This is a genomic window from Sphingomonas sp. G5 (assembly GCF_052660795.1).
Map to the genome: position 1 here is coordinate 2,907,068 of NZ_CP109660.1, position 26,388 is coordinate 2,933,455.

A 26,388-nucleotide genomic window follows, 5' to 3' on the forward strand; every position below is an offset into this window, starting at 1 on the left:
TTCCTTTTCGAGTGATCAGAGGGATGCCACGGCGGCGGCCTCGACGGCGAGTCCGGCGCGGTAACGGTCGAGGTAGGTCGAAAATCCGGCGACATCGGCCGGGTCGGGGTCGGCGGTGACGATCGGCGCGTCGGCGAAGATCGCCTCGCGCAGGTAGGTGTCGAGATCGCGGCCCTGGCCGTCGACGACGTAGGCCGCGAGCACGGCGATGCCCCACGCGCCGCCCTCGGATGCCGTCTCGGCGACCGCGACGGGAGCGTCGAGGGCTGCCGCGAGGAAGCGCTGGGCGACACCGGCCGTGCGGAACATGCCGCCGTGCGCGTACATCCGGTCGAGCTGCACGCCCTCGCCGTGGAGCACGTCCATGCCGAGCGCGAGCGTTCCGAACACGCCGTACAGCTGCGCGCGCATGAAGTTCGGCAACGTGAGGCGGCTGTCGGGCGTGCGCACGACGAGCGGACGGCCCTCGTCGAGACCCGCGATGGGCTCGCCGGCGAGGTGGTTGTAGGCCAGCAGTCCGCCGGCGTCGGGTTCGCCGTTCAGGGCCGCCTCGAACAGCGCCGCGTAGGTGGCATCCGGGGTCACCGGCGTGCCCGCCGCGGCGGAGAAAGCGGTGAACATGTTGGCCCAGGCGGCCAGCTCGCTCGCGCCGTTGTTGCAGTGCACCATCGCCACCGCGTCGCCCGACGGCGTCGTGACGAGGTCGAGTTCGTGGTGCACCTGGCTGAGCGGCCGCTCGAGCACGACCATCGCGAAGATGCTCGTGCCGGCGCTGACGTTGCCCGTGCGGGGGGCGACGGCGCAGGTGGCGACCATGCCGGTTCCGGCGTCGCCCTCGGGAGGGGCGAACGGGATGCCGGGACGCAGGGTTCCACTCGGGTCGAGGAGCGCAGCGCCCTCGGCGGTGAGGTTGCCCGCCGAGGTACCGGCGACGAGCGACCGCGGGAGGAGGTCCTTCAGAGCCGGGACGCGGCCTGCGGCCACGTGGTCGTAGCGGGCGACGAGCTCGGCGTCGTAGTCGCGGGTGGCGGAGTCGATGGGGAACATGCCCGAGGCATCGCCCACGCCGAGCACCTTCTCACCGGTGAGCTTCCAGTGGACGTAACCCGCGAGGGTCGTGAGGAAGCGGATCTCGGGCACGTGGGGCTCGGCGTCGACGACGGCCTGGTGCAGGTGGGCGATCGACCAGCGGAGCGGGATGTTCACGCCCAGCAGCTCGGTGAGCTCGGCGGCCGCGACCCCGGTGTTGGTGTTTCGCCACGTGCGGAAGGGCGCGAGCAGCTCGCCGTCGGCATCGAACGCGAGGTAGCCGTGCATCATCGCCGACACCCCCATCGCGGCGTACCGCTCGGGGGTGACGCCGTACTTCTGCCGCACGTCGGCGACCAGCTCGACGTACGCGGCCTGCAGGCCCGACCACACGGCATCCAGGGAGTAGGTCCAGAGCTTGTCGGCGTAGACGTTCTCCCATTCGTGGGAGCCGACCGCGAGCACCTCGGCGTCGGGGCCGATGAGGCACGCCTTGATGCGGGTGGAGCCGAGCTCGATGCCGAGGGAGGCGCGGCCTTCTTGGACCAGGGCGGTGATGCGGGCGTTCATCGGCGGTCGTCCGTGCTCTGTCCGTAGACGTTCTGGTAGCGGTTGTAGAGGGCGTCGATCTTGTCCTGCGGGATCGGGATGAGCGGGCCGGCCTCACGCGCGATGTGCACGGTGCGGGCGACGTCTTCGAGCATGACGGCGGCCTTGACGGCGTCTTTCGCGTTCGTGCCGATCGTGAAGGGGCCGTGGTTCTGCATGATCACGCCGCGCGAACGGTGTCCGCGCAGGGTCTCGACGATGCCGCGGCCGATCGAGTCGTCGCCGATGATCGCGAAGGGGCCGATAGGGATGGGACCGCCGAACTCGTCGGCCATGGCCGTGATGACGCAGGGGATCTCTTCGCCACGTGCCGCCCAGGCGACGCCGTAGGTGGAGTGCGTGTGCACGACCCCGCCGACCTCGGGCATGTTCCGGTACACGTAGGCGTGCGCCGCGGTGTCGCTCGAGGGGCTGCGCTCGGAGCCGGGCGTGCCGGGGATCGCGTTGCCGTCGAGGTCGCAGAGGATCATGTTCTCGGGAGCCAGGTCGTCGTACGAGACGCCCGAGGGCTTGATGACGAACAGGTCGGCTCCGGGCACGCGACCTGAGACGTTGCCGCCGGTCCAGACGATGAGGTTGTAGCGCACGAGCTCGGCGTGCAGTTTCGCGACGTCGGCGCGGACGGCGTCGATCGCCTCCTGCACCTCGGGCGCGAACGTGGCGGCATCGGACACGCGTGTCTCCTTCGACGGGGTTCGGGGTGGGCGCGGCGCCCTCGATCCGTAATGTTACCGGTAACATCGCGGCGCCGCGAGGGCGCTTTTCGCGGGTTGCCGCCCCGCGCGCACCGAGATCACACGATCTCGAGGCGCCGTTGGGCCGGGTGCGGGGCGAAGGGCGGGCGGGGGTTCGGCGGCGTCGCGGCGCGGCGGGGTGTGCGGGGGTTCGGCGGCGTCGCGGCGCGGCGGGGTGTGCGGGGGGTCGGCGGCGTCGCGGCGCGGCGGGATGTGCGAAACTCCGGAGTTTCCGGCCCTCCAGGTGGATCCAGTCGGGGCGGGGAGGCAGATCAGGGCGCTTTTCAGGAGTTTCGCACGGCCCGGCGCCGCGCCAGCCCCGGACGCCGGGACCCTGCGCACGCGTCACGGCCCGCCGCCGCGCCAGCCCCCGTGCGCCGCGCGCCGCCCACGCCCGCGTCACAGCCCGGCGCCGCGCCAGCCCGCGCGCCGCGCGAGCCTGCGCCCGCGTCACAGCCCGCCGCCGCGCCAGCCCCGGGCGCCGGGACCCTGCGCACGCGTCACGGCCCGCCGCCGCGCCGACCTTCGGCGCCGCCGGCCCGCAGCCGCGTCGCTGCCCGCTGCAGCACCGGCCCCGCGCGCCGCGCCCCGCGCGAGCCCGTGCGGCGTCAGGCCGGCGGGGCGGTGGAGTCCCGGACCACCAGCACGGGAGCCGCCGGCGCGACGACCGCATCGCCCAGCACGGCGGCCACGGCGTACTCCGCTTCCCCCTCGACATCGAGGCGCACCGTCGTGAGCGACGGGGTGTAGAACGCGGCATCCGGATTGTCGTCGAAGCCCGCGACCGAGACGTCCGCCGGCACCCGGAGACCTCGGGACATGAGACCGGCCGTGAGTCCGAGGGCCATCTGGTCGTTGGCGACCGCGACGGCCGTGGCCCCCGCCGCGATGCCGGAGGCGACCGCCTCCGCGACGGCAGCCCCTGAAGCCGCGCTCCAGTCTCCCTCGAGCCGGTCCGCGCGTTCGAGGCCGCGGCGGTCCACGGCGTCGGCGACGCCGGCCGTGCGCGCGAGGGCCTCGCGCCAGTCCGACGGGCCGGCCACCTCGACGATGCGCCGGTGCCCGAGGTCGGCGAGATGGTCCACGACGAGGGCGGCCGCATCGCGTTGCCGACTCCCGGACTCGCCGTACAGCGGCACGATCGGCACGTCGTATCCCTCGAGGGAGGTGGCTCCGTGCGCGGCGACGAGCACGATCCCGTCGACCCCCTGATCCAGGAGGTGGCGCACGGCGGCGTCGATGTCGGCGGGGTCGTCCGAGTCTGTGTAGGCGGTCGAAATCCACCGACCGCGCGCCCGCGCGGCCCGCTCGAGGGCGGTGATCCCCGCCGCGGGGCCGTGCAGGACCGCGTCGGATGCCACGACCCCGACCGTCCGCGTCAGGCTCGTGCCGAGTGCGCGCGCGGCGTTGTTCACGCGATAGTCCAGGGCGGCGACCGCGTCGAGCACGCGCTCCCTGGTCGCCTCGCGGATGCCCGGGTATCCGTTCAGGACGCGCGAGACCGTCTGCGCCGACACCCCGGCGGCGACGGCGACGTCACGAACGCCGATGCGCTTGCCGCCGGTGTCGCCACTCATGAGGACTCACAGTAGCGGCGCGGGAGAGGCGGCACGGGAAGGATCCGCGGCATCCCCCCGCATAGGCACGCCCCCGCCCCGGTCGGCGGGGCTAGTTCTCACCCCGGACGACCGGATGCCGCGGCTCCGTAGGGGACGGAACCGGGGCATCCGGGATCGTTCACTCGAAGTTGCGATGGCGGGCGACGAGATCCTCGAACTTCGCGCCGGTGCGACGCACGAGCATGAGGTACAGCACGTCCCAGAAGATCCAGAGCGACTGCTCGAACAGGCTCCCCATCGCCTGGATAGTGGGGACCAGAACGCTCGGGTCGTCGGCGCCGTAGGTGTGGGCGGGCACCGTCAGCACGATGTCGGCCAGCTGCGCGGTCGGCCCGTCGGGGACGGCCGTGGCGACGAGCAGAGTCGCGCCCGTCTTCTTGACCTGCTCCGCGACGTAGTGCAGGTGCGGGATGTTCGCCGGGCCCGTGGGCATGATGAACAGGTCGTCCGCCGTGACCGCGGGCGTGGTGTCGTCCCATCCCCAGTGCACGGTCTTCCCGAAGTGCGTGAGGCGCATCGCGAAGGCCTTGGAGCCGAGCCCCTCCCGCCCGATGCCGAGCACGAAGATGCGCTGGTGCTTCTCGAGGGCGTCGAGGGCGGCGTCGAGGTTCTCCTCCGGTACGCGGCGGAACACCTCCCCCAACTCGGCGACGACGGTCGAACTGATGTCCTGGAATTCCGACATGGGCGCGGTCCTTTCTTTCGTCTGCGGTCTCGGGCTCAGTGCGCGTTCGAGCGGGCACCCCAGCGGCCGACGAGCAGCGCCAGGAGGATGACCGCACCGTACACGGCGTTGATCCAGAAGGTGGGGACACCGGCGAGCGTGAGCACGTTCGTCAGGGTGCCGAGCAGCAGCACACCCAGGAGGGCCCCCACGATGCGCCCCTGCCCGCCGTTGAGCTGCACGCCGCCGATGACGGCCGCGGCGAGCGCGCTGAAGATGAGGTTGTCGCCCATGCCGCTGGTGACCGAGGCGAGACGCCCCGCGAGCATGAGACCGGCGAAGGCGGCGAGCGCGCTGGCCACGACGAAGGCGGTGATGAGGACGGCATCGACCCGGATGCCGGCGGCTCGGGCCGCGTCGGCGTTGCCGCCGATCGCGTAGAGCGCACGGCCCCACGCGGTGTAGCGCAGCACGAGCCCGGCGACGAGGAACAGGATGCCGGTGATCCAGATCGCCGCGGGGATGCCGGCCCAGCGCGCCGAACCGACGTAGCGGAAGGCTTCGGGCAGGCCGGCGAGGGTCTTGCCCTGGCTGACGCCGAGCGTGATTCCGCGCAGCAGGATCAGCATCGCCAGCGTGACGATGAACGGATCGAGCTTGACCTTCACGACGAGGAAGCCGTTGATCAACCCGATCAGGACGCCGATCGCGAGGGTGACGAGGATGGCCACCCCGGGCCCGATCTCGGAGCCCAGGCCGCCCATCGCGGCCGGCACCATCAGCCACGCGGCGACCATGGGGGCCAGGCCCACGGTCGACTCGAGCGAGATGTCGAGCTTGCCGGTGATGAGGATGAACGTCAGGCCGATCACGACGATCCCGAGTTCGGCGGATTGCCGCAGGATCAGCGTGAGGTTCGCGGCGGACAGGAACGCGGGGCTGACGACGGCTCCGACGATCGCGACGATGACGAGGCCCGGCAGGACGCTCAGCTCGCGCACGTTCTTCACGACGGAGCGCACCACGGGGTTCGGGGTGCTGACGGGGGTTCTGACGACGGTGGTTCGCACGGTGTTCACTCCAGGCCTTCGATGGCTCGAACGATGTCTTCTTCGGTGGGATCGGCGAGTTCGGACGAGATCCGTCCCTCGCGCATGATGAGGACGCGGGGGCTGACGAGCAGCTCCTCGACGTCATCGGAGATGAGGATGACGGCGACGCCGTCGGCGAGGGCCCTCAGCATCAGGGCATAGATGGCGTCCTTCGCGGCGATGTCGACACCCGCGGTGGGCGAGATGAGCACCAGCACTCGAGGGGAGCGCGCGAGCGCCCGCGCCAGAACGACCTTCTGCTGGTTGCCGCCGCTCAGGCCCGACACGGCGAGCTTCGGGTCCGGGGGCACGAGGGCCACGTCGGCGATGAGCGTTCGCGACATCTCGGTCTGCGCGCGCGGCGAGAAGAAGCCCCTCGGGGCGAGTTGGTCCATGACGCCCATGGTCATGTTCTCGGCGACGCTGAGCTGGGGGACGTATCCGTCCTTGTGCCGGTCGGCGGGGACGAAACCGACGCCCGCCCGCTGGCTGGCTTTGACGTCGCCGGTGCGGATCGGGTCGCCCGCGACGACGATCTCCCCGCTGCCGAGCGGCCGGAGTCCCGCGATGGCCTCGCCCACCGAGTACTTCCCCGATCCGCCCACGCCGCCGATGGCGATCAGCTCGCCGGGCGCGACCGAGAGGGTGACGTCCGTGAACGCCCCCTCGCGATCGGTGGCCCCGCGCAGCTGCACGGCGGATCGGGCGTCGAGGGCCGGAGCGGTGTTCTCGGCACGGTGCCGACGCTGCTCCTGGCCCGCGAGCAGGGCGTCGACGAGGTCGTCGGAACGGATGTCGTCGCCGGTGCGCGACCAGAGCAGCTTCCCGTCGCGCAGCACGGTCGCCGAGTCGCAGATCGCGGTCACCTCCCGGAGGAAGTGCGAGACGAACACGAAGGTGACGCCCGCTTCCTGCAGCTCCTGCACCTTGTCGAAGAGGCGTCGGATGGCGGCGCCCTCGAGCTGCACGGTGGGCTCGTCGAGGAGGACGATGCGCGTCCCCGCCTCGAGCGCCTTCGCGATCGTGAGCATCTGACGCTCCTCGATCGGGGCGTCCGCGAGCAGCAGCTTCGGGTCGAGGCGGATGTTCCACGCGTCGAGGATCCGCTCGGCCTCGGACTGCATCTTCGCCCACGAGACGCGGGCGCCGGTGGTGGGCAGGCGCCCCGCGAAGAGGTTCTCCGCGATGGTGAGGTTCGCGAAGACCGAGGGCCGTTGGTACACGCAGGCCACGCGTTGTTGCCAGGCCTTGGGGTCGGATGCCGGCGGGGCCGCCTCCCCGAAGAAGCTCACCGTCCCCGTGTCGGGCGTCTCGAGGCCCGTGATCATGCGCAGCAGGGTGGATTTACCCGCACCGTTGCGTCCGATGAGGCCGTGCACCTGCCCGGGGAGGATCGAGACGGAGACGTCTTGCAAGGCCTTCGTCGCACCGTAGGTCTTGCTCACGCCGTCGATCTGGATGGCGGGCACGGTGGCCGTGAGGATGGTCATGACGTCTCCGTCTCGCTGGGGTGGATGGCCGGGTTACTTGCTGACGCCGAACGCGTCGAGGGCGAACTTCTTGTTGCCCCAGAGGTCCGGGTCTTCGACGTTGTCCTTGGTCACGACGGGCGTGGGCAGCAGGTCGACGAGGTTGCCGTTGCGCTCCTCGATCGTGCTGCCGTGGTCGGTGGCTCCCGGCTGGAAGGTCTCGCCCTTGATGGCGCGGGTGAGGTAGTCGACGCCGTAGTCGATGTAGTCGGTCATCGGCTGGGCGACGGCGGCATCCAGCCATCCGTCGCGGATCGCGTTCATCGCCATCGGGCTGGCGTCGACCGAGACCTGCACGATGTGGCCCGTCTGCCCCGCGGGCACGAGCTTGCCGGCCGACTTGAGCGTGTCGAGGATCGTCGGGAAGAAGGTCGCGTCGCTCTGGTTGTAGATACCCGCGACGTTGCCGTACTGGTTCAGCGCGGTCTCGATACCGGATGCCGCCTTCGCGGGGTCCCATTCGGTGGCGACGTTCACGAGCTTGACGCCCGGGTACTTCGAGGCCATGCAGTCGTTGAATCCGTTGGTGCGATCACGACCGTTCGAGGTCACCGGGTCTCCGTCGAGGGTGACGACGACCGCATCGGCCGCGACGCGCTTGCCCATCTCCTCGCACGCGAGTTCACCCATCTGGACGTTGTCGGCGCGGACGATCATGGCGATCTTGCCGGAGGCGGGGGCTTCGTCGATCGCGACGATCGGAACGCTCGAGTCGTTGGCGTATTCGATGGCCGGGACGATCGCGTCGGCGTCGCCGACCGAGATGACCAGGCCCTTGGCGCCCTTGTTGATGAGCGTCTGGATGTCGGTGATCTGCTGGGCCGCGTCGCGGTCGGCGTTGGTGGCCGGGATGGTGGCGTAGCCGAGCTCGGCGAAGCGCTCCATGGAGCCGACGTTCTCGGCGTTCTGGAACGGGTCGGTGTGGGGCTGGGAGTAGCTCAGCGGAGTGTCGGCCGGCTCGCCGGAGCCGGAGCCGGCGTCGCCGGATGCACCGCCCGCGCATCCGGCGAGCAGCAGCGCGCCGGCGCCGAAGAGGGCGAGTCCGGTGATGGGTGAAGTTCGCATGCGTACTTCCTCTCTGAAGTGCAGAAGCCTCTGGGGTAGATGGCGGTTTCGCTGTACAGGACCGAAGCCCTGCCCGTATCGTACGTCTTGTACGTACAGAATGTACAGCGCAATTCAGAAGATGAGAACGGATGACGGCTCGGGGGTTCGCGGGATCGGGTATCCGCACCGTCTGTACAGTCAGAACCAAACGTACGACGAAGGCGCGACGATGCGCACGACGACGAGGAGAATCACGTGGCGCACACGATCGAACGGGTCTCCCCCGTGCCGTATTACGAACAGCTCTACGAGATCCTGCGCGAGCAGATCTCGCAGGGCGAGATCGCCGAGGAAGAACGACTGCCCAGCGAACTCGAACTCTGCCGCGAGTTCGGCCTGTCGCGAGCCACGGTGCGCCAGACGCTGACCAAGCTCGAGAACGACGGGTACGCGCACCGCATCCCGCGGCGCGGGGTGTTCGCGAGCGTTCCCGGCCAGACGGCCGGGTGGACCGTTCAGGAAGGTTTCCTCGAATCGCAGCTGCGGCACGGACGGACGGGCATCACGACGACCGTCGTGCAGACGGGCTACGTCACCCCCGAAGCCCACGTCGCGGACGCCCTGCGCGTCGGCCCCGACACCGAGGTGTTCGCACTGGAGCGCGTCCGCTCGCTCGACGGACGCCGGGCCATGTACAGCACGAACTGGTTCCCCCGCGAGGTGGCCCGGACGATCGCCAGCGAATCGGGCGTGCTCGACGGCTCGGCCTCGCTCAACGGTCATCTCCGATCGGCGGGCTTCGTCAGCAGCGGTGCGCAGCGGGTGATCCACGCCCTGGCCGCGCCGGACGCGGTCGCCGCTCACCTCGACGTCGAACCGGGCCACCCCGTGCTCCGCGTGCGCTCCTCGTCCTGGGCGGCCGATGGCACGCGGTTCGATTACTACGAGACCTGGGTGCTCACCGACGTCATCCCGCTCGAGGTCAGCGTCTCGGCGAGCTGAACACCCTCATCCCAGCATCCCGCTGACGAAGCCCCCCAGCGCGTCGACCGGGTCGGGACTCCACCCGCGTGCGGTCGCCGCGAGCAGCGCGGCTCCGACCGCCGTGACCTCCGGCTCGAGGATGGGCACCGCGGGCGCCCCGTTCACCGCGGCCTTCAGCGCGATCCAGCCCGGGGAGCGCACCCATCCCCCGGCCATGCGGACCTCGGCCGTGCCGCCCACGTCACGACGCACCGCGTCGACCGCGTCGCGACCGGCCACCGCGAGAGCTCCCAGCACCGCGGATGCACGGACACGGGGGTCGACCGGCGCATCGGGTGCGTACGACGGCTGCCCTCCGCCCCGCTGACCGGGGACGAACCAGCCCGACTCCCACAGCGGCAGGGGTGCGGAGCGACCGATCAACAGGTGCCGGATCGCGCGCCCCACCTCGGCGTCACGTGAGGCCCACTGCACGTTGCGCGCCAACTCTTCGACGAGCAACAGGGTGCTGCCGGAGGCGCGGATGCCGGGGGCCACATCGACGTGGTCATCGCCCCGCCGCCTCGCGGACGACGACTGCGCGACGACCACCTCGGCGGTGCCCATCGAATCGAGCACCGCTCCCGGGACCATGAGCTGTACGCCCCACCCCCCGATCGGATGATCGTGACCGCCGGCCACGGCGATGGCATCCGCCGCCATCACTCCCGCCGCGCGGAGCGCCGGCGAAACGATCTCGCCGACCACCTCCCCGGTGGGGACGACGGGCGGAAGCAGGTTCTGGTCGCCGAGGGACACGGCCACGCGATCGTGGGCCCAGGCGCGTTCGCCGCTGCGCCAGGCCGCCGTGCGCGGGGCGAGGGTGTCGCTGAGGAAGGCGCGGCCGGTCCAGGCGACGGCCGGGAGGTCGGTGAGGGCGATCCACGCGGCGGCGCGCTCGGTTCCCGGCTGCGCCCGGGCCCACCTCCAGCCCACGAGGGAACGCACCGGATCGGTGTCGACGTCGAAGGTGTGATCATCGACGAGGTCGGGGCGCAGTGCCTCGAAGACGGCGTGACGCCGCGGGTCGAACCACGCCAGGGCGGGGGTCAGCGGGCGCAGCCGCCCGTCGACGAGGACGCCGTCCTCCCCGATCCCGGCGACGCACAGGGCATGGATCACGCGACTGTCGCCGCAGACCTCGACGACCATGTCCTCGATCGCGAGCACCAGAGCGGCCGCGTCGACGGCGAGGTCTGCTCCGGCGCGCCGCGTGGGGCGACTGGCGCGAGCCACGACGGCGCCGTCCGCGGTCAGCGCGACGACCTTGGTGTTGGTGCTGCCCACGTCGATGCCCACCACGACCGGAAGGCGTACACGCAGAGTCACCGTCGATTCCTCCCGGGGGCGAAGACGACTGCCCTCCCCTCGACCTTAGCGGCGCCGATCAGACGCGCGCGGGCGTGGGAGACGGCGCGCTCGCGAGGTAGCCGAGGGCGAGCTGCGCATCGTGGTGCTGTCGCGCGACCTGGGGCGCGGGGGGCGCGGGGGCGACGGGAGAGGTCTCCACGGACCATCGGGGGAAGGCACCGGTGAGCGCGGCCGCCGCCTGCATCGCGGCGCCCTTGGCGACGTACTCGTCGGCCGTCGGCACGGCGAGGGGCAGGTCGACGAGCTCGGCCAGTACGCGCTGGACGGCACGGTTCTTCGCCGCACCGCCGATCACCAGCAAGCGGCGCGAGTGCACACCGCACGCGGCGAGCGCGTCCAGCATCGCGACCTGACTCGCCACCGTCCCCTCGACGATCGCGCGCGCCATGTTCGCCCGTGTGAAGTTGGAGAGGCTCGCGCCCAGCACGGCCGCCCGCGCGTGCGGCAGGTCGGGTGTGCGCTCCCCCTCGAAATACGGCAGCAGCGTCAGCCCCTCCGCTCCCGGGGGTGCCGCGAGCGCGAGCTCGGCGAGCTCCTCGTGCGTGCACCCCAGCAGTTCCGCACCGACCTGCAGGTTGCGCGCCGCATTCAGGGTCGCGACGATCGGCAGGTGATCGCCGGTGGCGTCGGCGTAGCTGCAGACGTACCCCGCGTAGTCGTGGACAGGATCCGCCGTGCGCGCGTAGACGACGCCCGAGGTGCCCAGGCTCAGGACGGCGTCCCCCTCTTCGAGACCCAGCGCGAGAGCCGCAGCGGCGTTGTCACCGCTGCCGACCCCGATCGGAAGGCCGGCGGGGATACCGGGGAGTCCGGCGGCCGTGACCCCGGCACGCTCGAGGGGGCCGAGGATGACGGGCAGCACGACCGGATGGCCGAACGCGTGCTCGAGCAGATCGAGGGTGTACTCCCCCGTCTCGCCGGACCAGTACCCGGTCCCCGATGCTTCGGACCGGTCCGTGACGAGGCTGTCGATGCCCCCCGTGCCGGGACCGAATCCGCGCAGACGCCAGGTGAGCCAGTCGTGCACGACGGCGATGGCCGCGGTGCGGGCGGCGGCATCCGGGAACTCGTCGCGCAACCAGCGCGCCTTGACAACCGTGTCCGACAGGGTGAGGGGCAGACCGGTCCGCCGGATCCAGGTGTCCCGACCCAGCTCGGCGTTCAACGCCATCATGTGCGGGTGCGAGCCCAGATCGTTCCAGAGGGGCGACGCGGTCACGGGGGTTCCGGTCGCGTCGAGGAAGATCGGCGTGTGCTGCTGTCCGCTCACCGACACCGCGAGCACGTCGTCGAGTCCTCCCGCCGCCTGCACGGCGTCGAGCAGGGCGTGCCACCACACGTCCGGGTCGACGATGGTCGCGGCCGGGTGCGGCGCCGACCCTTCTCGGACGCAGACCCCGGTGTCGAGGTCGCGCACGGTGACCTTGCAGCTCTGGGTGGACGAGTCGATTCCCGCGACGAGCCTCATCGCTGCGCCTTTCGTTCGGAGGAGCGTGCGGCGCTCACGCCGGCATCGCCTTCAGGTGTTCCCAGCGCGCAGCGGTGGCGGCCACCCCGTCCTGCAGCATCCGGTGTCGTCGCGGATCGGGGGCGATCTCGCGGGGGAGCGCGTCCTCCCAGGGGCGGCGGGCGCCGTGCGCCAGCGCTTGCGCTCCGCGGGAGACGATCTCGTCGACCCCGGCGGCGCTGACCGGAGCACCGAGCAGGTCGGCTTTGAGCTGGAGCCAGAGCGGATTGGATGCCGCGGGCCCGATGACCTTCACGCGGTCCAGGTCCGCGCTGAAGAGGGTCCAGACGTCCGCGAACTGGCGGGCGAGCCCGAGGAAGCACCCGAACACGAGCTCGACGGCGGTGGTGTCGGTGCCCACGCCCGCGATCGCGCCTCGGGCGTTCGCGTCCTTGTCCGGCGGCGGGCTGCCGCGGAAACGCGGCAGGACGAGGGGCACACGACCGAGGTCGATCTTCCCGTCGAGGTAGGCCCGGTGGGCGCGATCGATGAGAGCGCGCACCTCCGCCTCGTCGCGGTCGAGGAGCGTGCGCACCGTCGCGAAGGCCGAGCCCCCGGTCGGGATGGAGGCGAAGAGCGTGAAGGACTCGCCGTCGCAGGCGAGGCCGCCCGCGATCTTGGTGGCCGCGGTGGCGGCATCCGTCCGCGGTTCGCGCACGAGGGTGAGGATCCCCTCGGTGGTCCCGGTGGAATCGAGCATCTCCCCCGGCTGCAGGTCGGCGCCGACACCCCCGACCATGTGATCGTGGCCGGCGACGTGGACCGTCACCTCGTCGAGGCCCCAGGTGTGCGCGATCGCGGGGTCCATCGCGACGCCGAGCGCCGCCGGACGCAGCGGGGGGAAGATCGCCGGATCGACGCCGAGGAGCGCGCACACCTCGCGCGAGGGGCGCCGCTCGCGCAGGTCGAGCGCCATGGTGCGGCTGGCGAGCGAGGGCTCGGACCACCGTCGGCCGGTCAGCAGCGCGGCGACGAATTCCGACACATTGAGCCAGAGGGCGTCGGCGGTGTCGCCCTCGGCGTGGGCCAGGGCCCACGCGACCTTGGACAGCGCGTAGTTGGCGTTGACGGGCAACCCGGTGACGGCGTAGACGCGCTCCCGCTGCGCGGGGGTGAGGTCTCTCAGCAGGGCGGCGCCGCGCTGATCGTGCCAGAGGATCATGGGCGATCGCAGCGAGAGGTCGGCGCCGACGAGCCCTCCCGATTCGCCCACGCCCGCGAGCGCGATGCGCTGGACCGCGCGGCGCAGAGGCGGTTCGAGATCCGCGACGAAGTCCCGGACGGCGTCGAGGAGCGCCGCGACGTCGTAGACCTCGCCGATCCCGTCGCCGACGGTGGGCGTCGCGACGCGTCGCGAGACGACGAGAGCGCCGTCGCCGTCGAACACGCAGAGCTTGATGCTCGTCGTGCCGATGTCGACCGTGATCGTGGGGGTCATGAGCGTCAGAGCGAGGGGTTGAGCATGCGGATGCGACGCTCGACGACGTCGGAGATCGCCGCGACCGCGTCGAGGGAGACCCGGATGAGGGAGTTCTCGTTCGGGTTCGCGGCGTACGCCTCGCCAAAGCTGCGGATCATGGCGTTGCGCAGGTCGCTCGCGACGTTGACCTTGACCACGCCGAAGTCGGCCAGGCGGCCGAGCTGCTCTTCGGGCAGGCCCGAGCCGCCGTGGATGACGAGGGGGACCGGGCTGGCCGCGCGCACGCGCTCGAGGAGGTCGAAGTCGATGCGCGCGTTCGGCGCGTACCCGTGCACGTTGCCGACCGACACCGCGAGCATGTCGCAGCCGACGGCGGCGACGAAGTCGGCCACCTGCGCCGGGTCCGTCGTGCTGGCGAACTCTGGGGCGACGTCGTCTTCTTTGCCGCCGATGCTGCCGAGTTCGGCCTCGAGGGCGATCGTCGCACCGCACATCCGCCGCGCCGTCGCCGAGGTGGCGGTGTTCTCGGCGAGCGGCTCCTCGGAGGCGTCGATCATGATCGAGGTGAAATCGGCGGCCAGGGCCGCTTCGACGGCCGCGAGGGACTTGCCGTGGTCGAGGTGCAGGGCGACCGGGACGGTCGTGTCCGCCAGGCGCCGCGCGACCATGTCGTAGACGTACTCGTAGCCGGAGAGCTTCACATTCGTCGGAGCGACCTGGATGAAGGTCGGCACACCGACCTTCTCGACCGCATCGATGATGCCCATGGTCGTCTCGATGTTCGTGGTGTTGAACGCTCCCGCCACGAGCCCGCGGGCCGTGCACTCCTGGATGACGTCGTGTCCGCTGACCAAAGGCATGGGCAGTCCCTCCGTTGTGGTGACGGAGGCGGGACGGCGAGGCGTCCCGGATCGATCCGTCCGCGGTCCCTTCCGCGTTGGATGTCAGCGTAGTGCGTAACGTCCATATCGTCCAGTCTGTACGTACAACATGGACGACAACGAATCTCACCGTCGCTCGAGGGCGCGGCCGACGACCGCTCACCACCTCGGGGACGAGCGAACACGCGCAGACGGTGGGGCGGAAGCTACCGCCGTCGCGACCCCGGGCGACGGAGGGATGCGCGGGCGCGCGGCGATCAAGGCGGGCAGCCCGCACCCTGAGGGAGCGCTCCCGCGAAGAACCCGCCGACGCCCCCCTTACAAGACGTCGACGGGTCCCGCCCTAACTCTGGCGCATCCGGGTTCGCCGAATCCACCCCAATCTGGGTGGTCAGCTCTCTGTCGCGCGCAGCGCCGAGATCACGTCGTAACGCTCACGGATCTCGGGTCGGTGGTCGGATTCGACCGTGCGGGTCATCGCGACCGACCAGTCGACGGGTCCTCCCGCGAGCACTCCCGCCGCCTGGCGGGCCGCACCGAGCGCGACGTACTCCCCCGCGGCGGGGACGACGATCTCGGCGTCGAACACCTGCGCGGCGATGCGCGCCACTCCCTCGTTCGCCGCTGCCCCACCGATGAGCAGCACGCGGCGCACCTCGACACCCTGCGCCTGGATCGCCTCGAGCCCGACGGCCAAGCCGCTCAGCATGCCCTCGATCGCGGCGCGCGCGAAATTCGGACGGTTCGTGGATGCCAGGGTCAGGCCGGTCAGCGATGCCTGCGCGTGCGGCAGGTTCGGTGTGCGCTCCCCCTCGAACCAGGGCACGAGCACCACGCCGCCGGCGCCGGGCTCGGCCTCGAGGGCCAGGGCACCGAGCTCATCGTGCGAGACGTCGAGGAGGCCCGCGAACGCGTCGAGCACCCGAGCGGCGTTGAGGGTGGCCACCAGGGGCAGGAAACGCCCCGTCGCGTCGGCGAAGCCGGCGACGGCGCCCGTCGCGTCACGGGCCGGGGTGTCGGTGACGGCGAACACGGTGCCCGAGGTTCCGAGCGAGACGACCACGTCGCCGACGCCCGCGCCGAGGCCGAGCGCAGCGCCGGCGTTGTCTCCCGCGCCGGGTCCGACGAGGGCGCCACCGGGCAGTGCCCCGGCGCTCTCCCACGGACCGAGCACCCGCGGAAGCACCGCCTCGTGGCCGAGCGCGCGCGTGAAGAGGTCGAGGTCGTACCCGTCCGCGCCCCAGTACGCGGTACCCGAGGCGTCGGAGCGGTCGGTGACCAGCTCTTCGAGCACGGCGTTGCCGGGGCCGAAGCCGCGCAGACGCCAGGTCAGCCAGTCGTGGGGCAGGGCGACGGCGGCGACGCGCGCGGCGTTGTCGGGCTCGGCGTCGCGCAGCCAGCGCAGCTTCGTGCCCGTGAACGACGCCACCGGCACCGCCCCGGTCCGCTCCGCGAATTCCGCCGCGCCGACCTCGTCGATCAGGTCGCGCGCGGCCTGCGCCGACCGGGTGTCGTTCCACAGCAGGGCGTCGCGGATCACCGCGCCCTCGGCGTCGAGCACGACCATGCCGTGCTGCTGGCCCGCGATCGACACCGCGGCGACCTCGTCGAGACCGCCGGCCTGGGCGATGGCATCCTGAAGTGCTTTCCACCACGCTTCGGGATTCACCGACGTGCCCGAGGGGTGCGACGCACGACCCTCGCGGACGACCTTCCCGGTCTCGGCGTCGACGACGACGACCTTGCACGACTGCGTCGACGAGTCGACTCCCATGACGAGCGCCATGCTCTGCCCTTCTGTCCGCCGCGCCTTCGTCGGCGCGGTCCGAGTTGTCTGTGTCGCGGGGGTGCGCCCCGTGGCGTCGAGGCCCCGCCGTGCCCTCATCCCCTTTTGAGCGTCCACAACACCCGGAGACTTTTCGAGTTCGTCCGGGTGTTCTGGACACTCGAGGTGAGGGCGGGGCCCCTCGGCGGATGCCGCGATTCAGTCGGGGCGAATGTACCGCGAGCGGGGCCCGGATGCCGCGGCATCCGGACCCCCTCCGACTCAGCGCGCGCCGAGCAGGTGCTCGGTGGCGAGCTGCTGCAGGCGGACGAAACCGAAGCCCTTGCCGCCGAGGTATGCGTCGGTGTCGAAGTCCTCGTAGGCCGAGCGGTCGGCGAGGAAGTCGTCGTAGGTCTCGCCCTCGTTCAGCGTGGGCTGGGCGAGCTCGGCGACCTTGGCGGCCTCGAGCGCCTCCTGCACCTCGGGGTCGGCGCGGAAGGCTGCGGCGCGCTCTTTGAGCAGGAGGTACGTGTTCATGTTGGCCGAGACCGAGTCCCAGACTCCCGTCTCGTCCTCGGTGCGCGAGGGCTTGTAGTCGAAGTGACGGGGGCCGTCGTAGGCGGGAACACCGCCGGGGCCGCCGTTCTCGAGCAGGTCGACGAGAGCGAAGGCGTTGTGCAGGTCGCCGTGACCGAACACGAGGTCCTGGTCGTACTTGATCCCGCGTTGGCCGTTGAGGTCGATGTGGAAGAGCTTGCCGTGGTACAGCGCCTGGGCGATGCCGGCGGCGAAGTTCAGGCCCGCCATCTGCTCGTGGCCGACCTCGGGGTTCAGGCCCACGAGCTCGGGACGCTCGAGCGAGTCGATGAACGCGATCGCGTGGCCGAGCGTGGGCAGCAGGATGTCGCCGCGGGGCTCGTTGGGCTTCGGCTCGATGGCGAAGCGGATGTCGTAGCCCTTGTCGGTGACGTAGTCGCCCAGCAGGTTGACGGCCTCGCGGTAGCGCTCGAGCGCCTGACGGATGTCTTTCGCGGAGTCGTACTCGGCGCCCTCGCGGCCGCCCCACATGACGAACGTCTTCGCGCCGAGCTCGGCGGCGAGGTCGAGGTTGCGCAGCACCTTGCGCAGGGCGAAGCGGCGCACCTGGCGGTCGTTCGAGGTGAATCCGCCGTCCTTGAAGACAGGGGCCGAGAAGAGGTTGGTGGTCACCATCGGCGTGACGATGCCGGTGTCGCTCATCGCGCCCTTGAGGCGGTCGATCTGCTTCTGACGCTCGGCGTCGGTGGAGCCGAAGGCGAAGAGGTCGTCGTCGTGGAAGGTCAGGCCGTAGGCGCCGAGCTCGGCGAGCTTCTCGACGACGTGCACGACGTCGAGGGGCTCACGCGTGGGGCCGCCGAAGGGGTCGGTGCCGTTGTAGCCGACGGTCCAGAGACCGAACGAGAACTTGTCGTCGCGGGTGGGGGTGGGCATTCCTGCTCCTTCGCATGGACGCACGAGCGCGCGGTGGCGCGCAGCGGGTTTGTTGGTTCTCACAACATATACCCCGGATGCCGCGGCGTCCACCCTCGCGCGAGTGTCGATGCGGCAAATGATGCCCTATATAGCGAAGGAGTGATCATGGCCCTCACCAGCGTCGACCTCGACCCCCGACTCATCGACTCGCCTCGGGAGACCGCGCGATCCGAACGCGTCTTGGTCGAATCGTCCGCTACCCCTCCGACCTCTTCGTCACCTGTCCGCCCCAGGTTCTCGAGTTCTGTCGCATCGCGCGGTCACCCGAAGAGCACGCGCACTACCTCGAGCAGGTCTCCCTGGGCTTTCCCCTCGAGCGGGCGCCGGACGAGTCGCTTGCCGTCGGCATCCAGTCCGCCCTGGGGAACGCCGGTTTCGTGCGCGGCGCGGGCGCGGGCGCGGTCGGCATCCTGATCGCTGCCTACGCGATCGCGAACGACGCGACGATTCTGAGCGCAGACCGCGACTTGAGCACGTCGCCGCGGTGACAGACCTCGCTCACGAGTTCGTCGCTCCCGCTCCCCGACCCGTTCGCGTCAGCGCCCGAGCGCCGCGTCCACCACCGCGAACACCTCAGGGTCCCAGGTGAGTGCGCGCTCCCACGGCAGACCGAACGCCTCGGCGAAGAAAATGCTGTGCACGTGGTCGTCGAACGTGTGCCGCTCGACGATCGGCAGCACCGCGGAGGGCACATGATCGGCGCGACCACTGGTGAGCGAGACCAGACCGTCGTGGGGCCAGAGCTGCGCCGGCTCGGCCGACGCGGCGAAGTACCCGGCGCCGACGGCGGTCACCGGAATGCCATCGAGCACACCCGCCTGACGGTCGTTCCAGCCGCGCAGGTACCGACGCGAGACCTCCGCCGCCGCCCCCTCGGAGTTCGCGGCCGCGTACGGGCGGGCCTCGGCCAGGATCTGCAGGGTGGCGGGGTCGCCCTGGGCATCGGACTCGGAGATCTCGCCGTCGATCAGGTCTCCGAGCACCGATCCGTCCCAGGGCGTGCCGAGGGTCACGAGGTGCTCCACCCGCGGACCGTCGCCCGCGAGCTCGCGGATCGCGGCACGCGAGAACAGTCCGCCCATCGAGTGGCCAATGAGGTCGAGGCTCGCCAGCCCCTGCTCCGCGGCGAGCCACCGCAGGAACGCGGCGAGCGAGACCCCGGCGTCGTCGATCCGTCCGACAGCGTTGATCGTGACCGCATCCGACAGCACGACGGGCACGTCGTCGAAGCCCTGCCACCCGGCATCCCGCTCGACCGTCCCCGCCCCGATGCGGGCGGGCGCCGTGAACACGGGCACCCCCCGATTGAGGTGGTGCGCGCGCAGCGCCGTCATGGTGTTACCGGCCGCAAGCCCCGTCGCCGCCGCCCGCTCGGGGTCGGTGAACGGGGTGACGGCGGCGCCGCCGGACACGAGGACGACGGCATCGGCCATGAAGACTCCTTCGGGTCGGATCCCGGTCAGGATAGGGCAGACCACCGACACCGGCCGATCGCGGCCCAGAACGGCCGAGTGCCCGCGGCACGCCGCGACGGCCCGCCCGCTCCGGCGTTCGGGAGACGCCGCCGGGGCAGCGGCGGCCGGGGCCGGTCGCGGCGGGGCCTCAGCGCAGCAAGGCAGGGCCTCAGCGCGACGGCGCGGGACCTCAGCGCGACGGGCCCGGGCCTCAGCGCGGCGGGGCGGGGCCTCAGCGCGGCAAGGCGGGGCCTCAGCGCAGCAAGGCGGGGCCTCAGCGCAGCAAGGCGGGGCCTCAGCGCGGCAAGGCGGGGCCTCAGCGCGGCGGGGCGGGGCCTCAGCGCGGCAGCGCGTCCTCGATCGCGGCGACGACCTCGGGGGCGTCGGGCAGGGTCCGCGGGCTGAAGCGGGTCACCCGGCCGTCGGGGGCGACGACGAACTTCTCGAAGTTCCACGAGATGCGGCCGGTCTTGCCCTCGGCATCCGGGGTCGTCGTCAGCTCTTTGTACAGCGGGTGCGCGCTGCGCCCGTTGATCTTGACCTTCTCCGACATCGGGAAGGTCACGCCCCACGTCGCGGAGCAGTACTCGGCGATCTTGTCCTCGTCGCTGAGCTCCTGCAGGAACTGGTTGCTGGGGAAGCCGATCACCGTGAAACCACGGTCGGCGTACTTCTTGTGCAGCGCTTCGAGCGCCTCGTACTGCGGCGCGAGGCCGCAGCGCGAGGCGACGTTCACCACGAGGGCGGCCTTGCCGTCGGTCAGCGCGCCGAAGGTCGTCTGCTCGCCGCGGATGGTCGTGATCGGGATGCCGGAGAGGTCCATGATCCGATCCTGGCACTGCATTGTTGTGGTCGGGGTGGGAATCGGCGGGGCACGCGGGTGCCGACGCTCCGGCCCCACCGCATGGCACAGTGGTCGGATGGTCACCGCGGGAAGCCGGGGCGACGGCATGCGCCGCGCCAATCTGGCTCTAGTGCTGCGTACCGTCCACCGCGAGGGATCGCGCTCGCGCGCAGAGCTCACCGAGGCGACGGGATTGAACCGTTCGACGATCGCCGACCTCGTGGGCGAGCTGCAGCGCGCGGGGCTCGTGGTCGAGCGCGCCTCCGAAGCGCAAGGGCGCGTCGGCCGCCCCTCCCCCATCGTCGAACCCGACCCGCGGGTCATCGCCGTCGCCGTGAACCCCGAGGTCGACGCTCTCGACATCGCGGCGATCGCCCTCGACGGGTCGATCGTGGCGCGCGAGCGCCTCGACCAGTCGACGCTGCTCACTCCCGAGCGCACGGCCGAGCTCGTCGGCATCCGCCTCGACGTCTGGCGCCGCCGGCCCCTCGCCGACTCCCGCCTGATCGGTGTGGGGGTCGCGGTGCCCGGCCCGGTGCGCGCGTCCGACGGGCTCGTCCGCGAGGCTCCGCACCTCGGTTGGACCGACGCCGCTCTTGCCGGCCTGATGACGGATGCCACGGGCCTGCCCACCCACGTCGCCAACGACGCGGCGCTGGGTGCCGTGGCCGAGCACCTGTTCGGTGCCGCGCGCGGCGTGCACGACGTCGTCTATCTCAACGGCGGCGCGAGCGGCATCGGTGGGGCGGTCATCGTCGGCGGGATGCCGCTGGGCGGGGCGGGCGGCTACGCCGGGGAGTTCGGGCAGAACAGACCCGGAATCGCCGATCCCGACGATCGGCGCGCTCCCGAGGGCGTCCTCGAGGACGAGGTCAGCCGGTCGCTTCTGCTGCGCGCGCTCGGCATCGACGCGGCCGACGACGCGGCCCTCGCGGCGGCCCTGGTCCGCAGCACCGACCCGGCGGTGCGGGCCGAGACCGATCGACAGCGCCGCATCCTCGCCACGGCCCTCGCCAACGCCGCGAACGTGATGAACCCCGCGGTGATCGTGCTCGGCGGGTTCCTCGCGATCCTCGGCGAGCTCGACCTCGCCGGCCTCGACTCCGCGGTGCGCGCGCAGACGATCCCCGCGTGCGCCGAGGGGCTGCGCCTGGCCGCCGCCGAGCTCGGCGAGAACCGCCTGCTCGTCGGCGCGGCCGAAGCCGTGTTCGAGGCCGCGCTCTTCCCCGCGCGCTGAGCGCGAAGCGCTCCTCGTCACCTCGCGCCCGGCCCCGATGTCGGTGGTCCGGGGCAGGATGGGTGGGCGACGACGCGAGGAGAACAGATGATCGAGACACGTTCCGCCGGAGCCACCTGGTCGGGCAACCACCAGTACCGCGCCACCGAGGTGCGACTGCCCACCGGCATCGACGAACTGGCCGAGGTCGTGGCATCCGCCGCTCATCTGCGTGTGCAGGCGACCCGCCACACCTTCAACGACGTCGCCGACAGCGAGGGTGCGCTCGTCTCGCTCGAGAAGATGCCCACGCGCGTCGACGTCTCCGGCGACCGGGTGCGCGTCGAGGGGCTCGTGACCTTCGCCCAGCTGGCGCCCGTGCTCGAGGCCGAGGGCCGGGCGCTGCACAACCTCGGCTCGCTCCCCCACATCTCGGTGGCGGGCGCGACGGCGACCGGCACGCACGGCTCCGGGGTGCGCAACGGAAATCTCTCGAGCGCCGTGACGGGCGTCGAGCTGATGGATGCCGACGGCCGCACGCACCGCATCGACGAAGACCACCCGTGGTTCGGCGCGGCCGCGCTCAGCGTCGGCGCCCTGGGCGTGGTCACCGCGGTCGAGCTGCGCACCGAACCGACCTACGCCGTCTCGCAGCAGGCGTACACCGGGGTCGCGTGGGCCGACATCGCCGCGGACCCGATCGCGGTGCTCGGCGGCTCGCGCAGCGTCAGCATCTTCACGACCTGGGGAGACCCCGCGCACGACCTGGTCTGGGCCAAGAGCGACACGGGCGCGCCGTCGTGGGTCGAAGAGCTCGGTGGCACCGCCGTCGGCGATGACATCCACCTGGGCAGAATCCGCACCGTCGACAACACGACTCCGCGGGGCACCGCGGGGCCGTGGCACACGCGTCTTCCGCACTTCCGCGCCGACGCGCCCCCCAGCGACGGCGACGAGATCCAGTCGGAGTACTTCGTGCCGCTGGCCTCGGCGGCCGAGGCTCTCGCTGCCGTCCGCGAGATCGCCCCGGACTTCGCCGCGCACCTGCTGGTGACGGAGCTGCGCACGGTCGCCGCGGACCGGCTGTGGCTGAGCCCCGCGTACGAGCGCGACGTGCTCGCGATCCACTTCACGTGGCGCAACGACACCGCCGGTGTGCTCTCGGTGCTGCCGCGAATCGAGGCCGCTCTCGCGCCGTTCGACGCGCGACCGCACTGGGGCAAGGCGTTCACCATGCCCGGCGAACGGATCCTGGCGACCCTGCCGCGGGGCCGCGACTTCGACGCGGTCGCGCGCGAGGCCGACCCGCGCGGCGTCTTCCGCAACGCGTTCCTGCAACGCGTGTTCGGCGGCTAGCCGAGCCCCACGGCTTCGACGGGCTCAGCCCCCTCGCGCGGCCGCGGGGCGAGGCCTCATCCCTGAGCTCGCCCGAGGTCTGAGCCGGCCCAGGCCCCTGCGTCCGTCGACGGGACCGGAACCCGCGCACCGACGAGGACTCACCACGAGACGGCGCCGCCCACCGCGACGCCGCCCCGCGGCATCCGGGATCAGCGGCTGGAGTAGCCGCCGTCGATGGGGAGCGAGACGCCCGAGATCATGCCCGCGCCGTCGCTGAGCAAGAAGACGATGGGGGCGGCGATGTCGTCCTCGGTCGCCCACTTGTGCAGCGGCATGGCCTCGAGGAAGGGGCCCTCGATGTCGGGACGACCCCAGTACCAGGCCGACATCGGGGTCATGACGACCGTGGGGTTCACGCTGTTGACGCGGATGCCGTACCCACCGAGCTCGAGGGCCGAGACCCGCGTGATGTTGTCGAGGGCGGCCTTGGACGATCCGTACGAGATGTGACCGGTGAGGGCGACGAGGCTCGCCTGGCTCGAGACGTTCACGATCGCCCCGCCCTTGCCCACGCGGATCATCTCGCGGGAGGCGTACTTGGTGACCAGCAGCGAGCCGCGGGCGTTGATGCGCATGACCTTGTCGAAGACGTCGATGTCCGTCTCCATCGGGGTCGCGATCTCGCCGCCCCAGCCGCCGCAGTTGACGACGCCGTAGATGTCGCGGCCCTCGATGGCCGCGCGGATCTCGTCTTCGGATTCGAGGTCGAACACGACGGGCTCGGCGCCGGTCTCGGCGCTGATCGCAGCGACGCTGTCGGCGTCGCGCCCTGCGGCGAGGACTGTCGCGCCGGCGGCCACGAGGTGACGCACGGTCGCGCCTCCGATGCCGCCCCCGGCTCCGGTGACGAGGATGGTGCGGTCGGTGAATTCGGTCATGGGTGGGCTCTTTCGCGGGTCCGGGAGTCGAGGACGACGACAGTGTCGTCGCGGCCCATGATAACCACAGAATCACGCGGATGACTTCGGTGTCATGACGAATTGATCACGGATGTTGACACCGGTGTCACGGTGGGCTTACCGTAACCGGAGTTCGACCGGTGGACACCCCCGCCGGACCCGCTTCATCGACGCAGCACTCCGCCGTGGTGCGTCGCCCGGAAGGACCACACCGCTGTGACCCACACCTCGAAGGACGACGCGACGACCACCGCCGCGACCGTGCACCTCGACGACCTCGTCGCTCGTGCCCGGCAGCTCGTGGCGTCGGGCGAGCGGCGCATCCTGGGCGTGGTCGGCACCCCCGGCGCGGGCAAATCGACCGTGAGCGACGCCCTGCTCGCCGCCCTCGGCGACGACGCGGTGCTCGTCGGCATGGACGGCTTCCACCTCGCGAACGAGGAGCTCGTGCGCCTCGGTCGCCGCGACCGCAAGGGCGCTCCCGACACCTTCGACGTCGAGGGCTACATCGCGCTACTCGATCGCATCCGTGCCGGGCGCGAGGTCTACGCCCCGCGCTTCGACCGCGGCCTGGAGGAGTCGATCGGCTCGGCCGTGCTCATTCCCGCCGACGTGCCGCTCGTCATCACCGAGGGCAACTACCTGCTGCACGACGACCTCGGGTGGGATGCCGTCGCCTCCCGCCTCGATGAGGTGTGGTTCCTCGACATCGACTCGCACGCGCGCCGCGAGCGCCTCATCGCGCGGCGCCTCTCTCATGACCACCCCTACGACGAAGCCGTCGCCTGGGTCCGCGACGTCGACGAGCGCAACGCCCTCGTCGTCGATCGCGGGCGCGACCGCGCCGATCTCGTCGTCACCGTCTCCGATGCCCCCGTCGGTCCCCACGAAGGAGCTTCCTCATGAGCACCACCACGGCCACGCCCGTGCTGCAGGCGCGCGGCCTGTCGCGCCAGTTCGGATCCGTCCGCGCCCTGAACAACGTGGACTTCGAGGTCTACCCCGGCGAGGTCACCGCTCTGATCGGCGACAACGGCGCCGGCAAGTCCACGCTCGTGAAGGCACTGTCGGGCAACCTCGCGGTCGACGAGGGCGAGATCCTCTTCGACGGCAAGCCCATCGACATGTCGAACCCTCAGATCGCCTCGGGCCTCGGCATCGAGACCGTCTACCAGGACCTCGCCCTCGCCCCGCACCTCGACCCGGTGCAGAACATGTACCTCGGTCGCGAGATCCGGCGCCCCGGTCTCGCCGGTGCGCTGGGTTTCATGAAGACCAAGGACATGGCGAAGGCCTCTCGCGCCGCGTTCGACGAGCTCGGCGCCACCGTCCGCAGCCTCACCTCCCCCGTCGGAGAGATGTCGGGCGGTCAGCGTCAGGCCATCGCCATCGCCCGCGCCGTGCACTGGGCATCGCGCGTCGTGTTCCTCGACGAACCCACCGCCGCGCTCGGTGTGCGACAGACCAAGAACGTGCTCGAGACCATCCGCCGCGTGCGTGACAAGGGCATCGCCGTCGTCTTCATCTCGCACTCGATGCCGCACGTCATCGACGTCAGCGACCGCATCCAGGTGCTGCGGCTCGGCACCCGCGTCGCCAACATCAACGCCAAGGACACCTCCATGGAAGAGCTCGTCGGACTCATGACCGGCGCCGTCACGAAGGACGACCAGAAATGAGCCTCAAGACTCCCCCGACCGAGACCGTCGCGATCGGCACGTTCGACGACAACAAGAAGACCAACCCGATCGCCGCAATCCTGCGCACACAGGCGTTCCAGATCCTCCTGGTGCTGCTGGCGATCATCATCGTGTTCAGCATCATCGCGCCGGACTCGTTCGCGCAGTGGTCGAACTTCCGCCTCATCATCCAGAACGCCTCGATCCTCGCGGTGCTCGCCGTCGGCATGACCTACGTCATCATCACCGCGGGCATCGACCTGTCGGTCGGGTCCGTCCTCGTCTTCTCGGGCGTCGTCTCGGCCCTCGTCATGCGAGCGATGGGCGGAGAGGGGTGGGGCGTCGCCACGGTCGGCATCCTCGTCGCCGTTCTGAGCGGCGTGTGCTGGGGGCTGTTCAACGGCTTCCTCATCGCGAAGGCCAAGATCCCGCCGCTCATCGTCACGCTCGGATCGCTCGGCATGGCCCTGGGTCTCGCGCAGATCCTCACCGGCGGCGTCGACATCCGCGACGTGCCCACCGTCCTCACCGTGTCGATCGGCTACGGCAACGTCTTCGGCAGCGTCCCGATCATCAGCGTCATCGCCCTCGTGGTCGTCGTGATCGGCGCGATCGTGCTGCACTACACGAAGTTCGGCCTCTACACGTTGGCCGTCGGATCGAGCGAGATCGCGGCCCGCCGCGTCGGCGTCAAGGTCGACGCCCAGCTGATCAAGATCTACACGATCTCCGGCGCCCTGGCCGGGCTCGGCGGCATCCTGTCGCTCTCGCAGTTCTCCACGACCGCGATCGCCGGCCAGTCTCAGACCAACCTGAACGTCATCGCCGCGGTCGTCATCGGCGGAACCTCGCTCTTCGGCGGGGTCGGCACGATCATGGGCACCGTCGTGGGCCTGTTCATCCCCGCGGTGCTGCAGAACGGCTTCGTCATCACCGGCGTGCAGCCGTTCTGGCAGCAGGTCGCCGTCGGCGCCGTGCTGATCGCGGCGGTCTACGTCGACCAGGTGCGCCGCACCGCCGCGACCCGCGGCAACTCGCAGGGCCTCTGGCGCAAGTTCCTCAGCGGAGGTCGGCGCGGCTGATCCGCGGCGGCATCC

22 protein-coding genes are annotated in these 26,388 nt (G+C 71.2%); 6 read left to right on the forward strand and 16 right to left on the reverse strand.

Annotated features, from left to right (window positions below; genetic code table 11):
• Nucleotides 1-15 precede the first annotated feature (15 nt).
• The 7 genes from NE358_RS14015 to NE358_RS14045 form a co-directional block, all read right to left on the reverse strand.
• Nucleotides 16-1,599, reverse strand: a complete 1,584-nt coding sequence (locus tag NE358_RS14015) for a xylulokinase (RefSeq protein WP_289939491.1) — start codon at nt 1,597-1,599, stop codon at nt 16-18.
• Entirely contained in the window at nt 1,596-2,312 is a 717-nt protein-coding gene (locus tag NE358_RS14020; protein WP_289939493.1) for an L-ribulose-5-phosphate 4-epimerase, read from the reverse strand. The genes NE358_RS14015 and NE358_RS14020 overlap by 4 nt, the downstream gene beginning before the upstream one ends.
• A 668-nt stretch (nt 2,313-2,980) precedes the next feature.
• On the reverse strand, nt 2,981-3,949 hold the full coding sequence (locus NE358_RS14025) for a LacI family DNA-binding transcriptional regulator (RefSeq protein ID WP_141377488.1): 969 nt from the start codon (nt 3,947-3,949) through the stop codon (nt 2,981-2,983).
• Between the two features lie 160 nt (nt 3,950-4,109).
• On the reverse strand, nt 4,110-4,676 hold the full coding sequence (locus NE358_RS14030; protein WP_141377486.1) for an SIS domain-containing protein: 567 nt from the start codon (nt 4,674-4,676) through the stop codon (nt 4,110-4,112).
• Between the two features lie 35 nt (nt 4,677-4,711).
• Nucleotides 4,712-5,734 (reverse strand): ABC transporter permease, encoded by a 1,023-nt coding sequence (locus NE358_RS14035; protein WP_141377484.1) that lies wholly within the window; start codon nt 5,732-5,734, stop codon nt 4,712-4,714.
• On the reverse strand, nt 5,731-7,236 hold the full coding sequence (locus NE358_RS14040; RefSeq protein ID WP_141377483.1) for a sugar ABC transporter ATP-binding protein: 1,506 nt from the start codon (nt 7,234-7,236) through the stop codon (nt 5,731-5,733). Before NE358_RS14040 ends, NE358_RS14035 begins: the two co-directional genes overlap by 4 nt.
• Before the next feature lie 33 nt (nt 7,237-7,269).
• Nucleotides 7,270-8,340, reverse strand: coding sequence for a sugar ABC transporter substrate-binding protein (locus tag NE358_RS14045; RefSeq protein WP_141377481.1), 1,071 nt, complete (start codon nt 8,338-8,340; stop codon nt 7,270-7,272).
• A gap of 237 nt (nt 8,341-8,577) precedes the next feature.
• Between NE358_RS14045 and NE358_RS14050 the strand changes: the two genes are divergently transcribed.
• On the forward strand, nt 8,578-9,324 hold the full coding sequence (locus NE358_RS14050) for a GntR family transcriptional regulator (RefSeq protein WP_141377479.1): 747 nt from the start codon (nt 8,578-8,580) through the stop codon (nt 9,322-9,324).
• 6 nt (nt 9,325-9,330) lie between these two features.
• On the opposite strand, the gene NE358_RS14055 is transcribed toward NE358_RS14050, so the two are convergent.
• From NE358_RS14055 to NE358_RS14090, 8 genes are all read right to left on the reverse strand, one after another.
• Nucleotides 9,331-10,674 (reverse strand): FGGY-family carbohydrate kinase, encoded by a 1,344-nt coding sequence (locus NE358_RS14055; protein ID WP_141377477.1) that lies wholly within the window; start codon nt 10,672-10,674, stop codon nt 9,331-9,333.
• A gap of 58 nt (nt 10,675-10,732) precedes the next feature.
• A complete protein-coding gene (locus NE358_RS14060) occupies nt 10,733-12,184 on the reverse strand; it encodes an FGGY family carbohydrate kinase (RefSeq protein WP_141377475.1) in 1,452 nt (483 codons plus the stop codon).
• Between the two features lie 34 nt (nt 12,185-12,218).
• Nucleotides 12,219-13,661, reverse strand: coding sequence for an FGGY-family carbohydrate kinase (locus tag NE358_RS14065; RefSeq protein ID WP_141377473.1), 1,443 nt, complete (start codon nt 13,659-13,661; stop codon nt 12,219-12,221).
• 5 nt (nt 13,662-13,666) lie between these two features.
• Nucleotides 13,667-14,503, reverse strand: a complete 837-nt coding sequence (locus NE358_RS14070; protein ID WP_141377471.1) for a class II fructose-bisphosphate aldolase — start codon at nt 14,501-14,503, stop codon at nt 13,667-13,669.
• Between the two features lie 412 nt (nt 14,504-14,915).
• Nucleotides 14,916-16,310 carry a xylulokinase gene (gene xylB / locus NE358_RS14075; RefSeq protein ID WP_141377469.1) on the reverse strand — a complete coding sequence of 465 codons (1,395 nt, stop codon included), beginning with the start codon at nt 16,308-16,310 and terminating at the stop codon, nt 14,916-14,918.
• 261 nt (nt 16,311-16,571) lie between these two features.
• Nucleotides 16,572-17,759: a xylose isomerase gene (gene xylA / locus NE358_RS14080; protein ID WP_279366134.1), complete on the reverse strand. Its 1,188-nt coding sequence runs from the start codon at nt 17,757-17,759 to the stop codon at nt 16,572-16,574.
• A 578-nt stretch (nt 17,760-18,337) separates the two neighbouring features.
• On the reverse strand, nt 18,338-19,234 hold the full coding sequence (locus NE358_RS14085; RefSeq protein ID WP_289939521.1) for an esterase/lipase family protein: 897 nt from the start codon (nt 19,232-19,234) through the stop codon (nt 18,338-18,340).
• 358 nt (nt 19,235-19,592) lie between these two features.
• Entirely contained in the window at nt 19,593-20,078 is a 486-nt protein-coding gene (locus tag NE358_RS14090; protein WP_141377463.1) for a glutathione peroxidase, read from the reverse strand.
• A 97-nt stretch (nt 20,079-20,175) separates the two neighbouring features.
• On the opposite strand from NE358_RS14090, the gene NE358_RS14095 reads away from it, so the two are divergent.
• Entirely contained in the window at nt 20,176-21,336 is a 1,161-nt protein-coding gene (locus NE358_RS14095) for an ROK family transcriptional regulator (RefSeq protein ID WP_141377461.1), read from the forward strand.
• 87 nt (nt 21,337-21,423) lie between these two features.
• Entirely contained in the window at nt 21,424-22,671 is a 1,248-nt protein-coding gene (locus NE358_RS14100; protein WP_141377459.1) for a D-arabinono-1,4-lactone oxidase, read from the forward strand.
• A 191-nt stretch (nt 22,672-22,862) separates the two neighbouring features.
• Here the strand turns inward: NE358_RS14100 and NE358_RS14105 are convergent, their stop codons facing one another.
• Nucleotides 22,863-23,591 (reverse strand): SDR family oxidoreductase, encoded by a 729-nt coding sequence (locus NE358_RS14105; RefSeq protein ID WP_289939529.1) that lies wholly within the window; start codon nt 23,589-23,591, stop codon nt 22,863-22,865.
• A gap of 237 nt (nt 23,592-23,828) precedes the next feature.
• Here NE358_RS14105 and NE358_RS14110 point away from each other — a divergent pair, with 237 nt between their 5' ends.
• The 3 genes from NE358_RS14110 to NE358_RS14120 are packed head-to-tail and all read left to right on the forward strand — an operon-like array spanning nt 23,829 to nt 26,373.
• Nucleotides 23,829-24,518 (forward strand): nucleoside/nucleotide kinase family protein, encoded by a 690-nt coding sequence (locus NE358_RS14110; protein WP_289939531.1) that lies wholly within the window; start codon nt 23,829-23,831, stop codon nt 24,516-24,518.
• Nucleotides 24,515-25,291 carry an ATP-binding cassette domain-containing protein gene (locus tag NE358_RS14115; RefSeq protein WP_289939533.1) on the forward strand — a complete coding sequence of 259 codons (777 nt, stop codon included), beginning with the start codon at nt 24,515-24,517 and terminating at the stop codon, nt 25,289-25,291. Before NE358_RS14110 ends, NE358_RS14115 begins: the two co-directional genes overlap by 4 nt.
• Nucleotides 25,288-26,373, forward strand: coding sequence for an ABC transporter permease (locus NE358_RS14120; protein WP_289939535.1), 1,086 nt, complete (start codon nt 25,288-25,290; stop codon nt 26,371-26,373). The genes NE358_RS14115 and NE358_RS14120 overlap by 4 nt, the downstream gene beginning before the upstream one ends.
• The last annotated feature ends 15 nt before the right edge of the window (nt 26,374-26,388 follow it).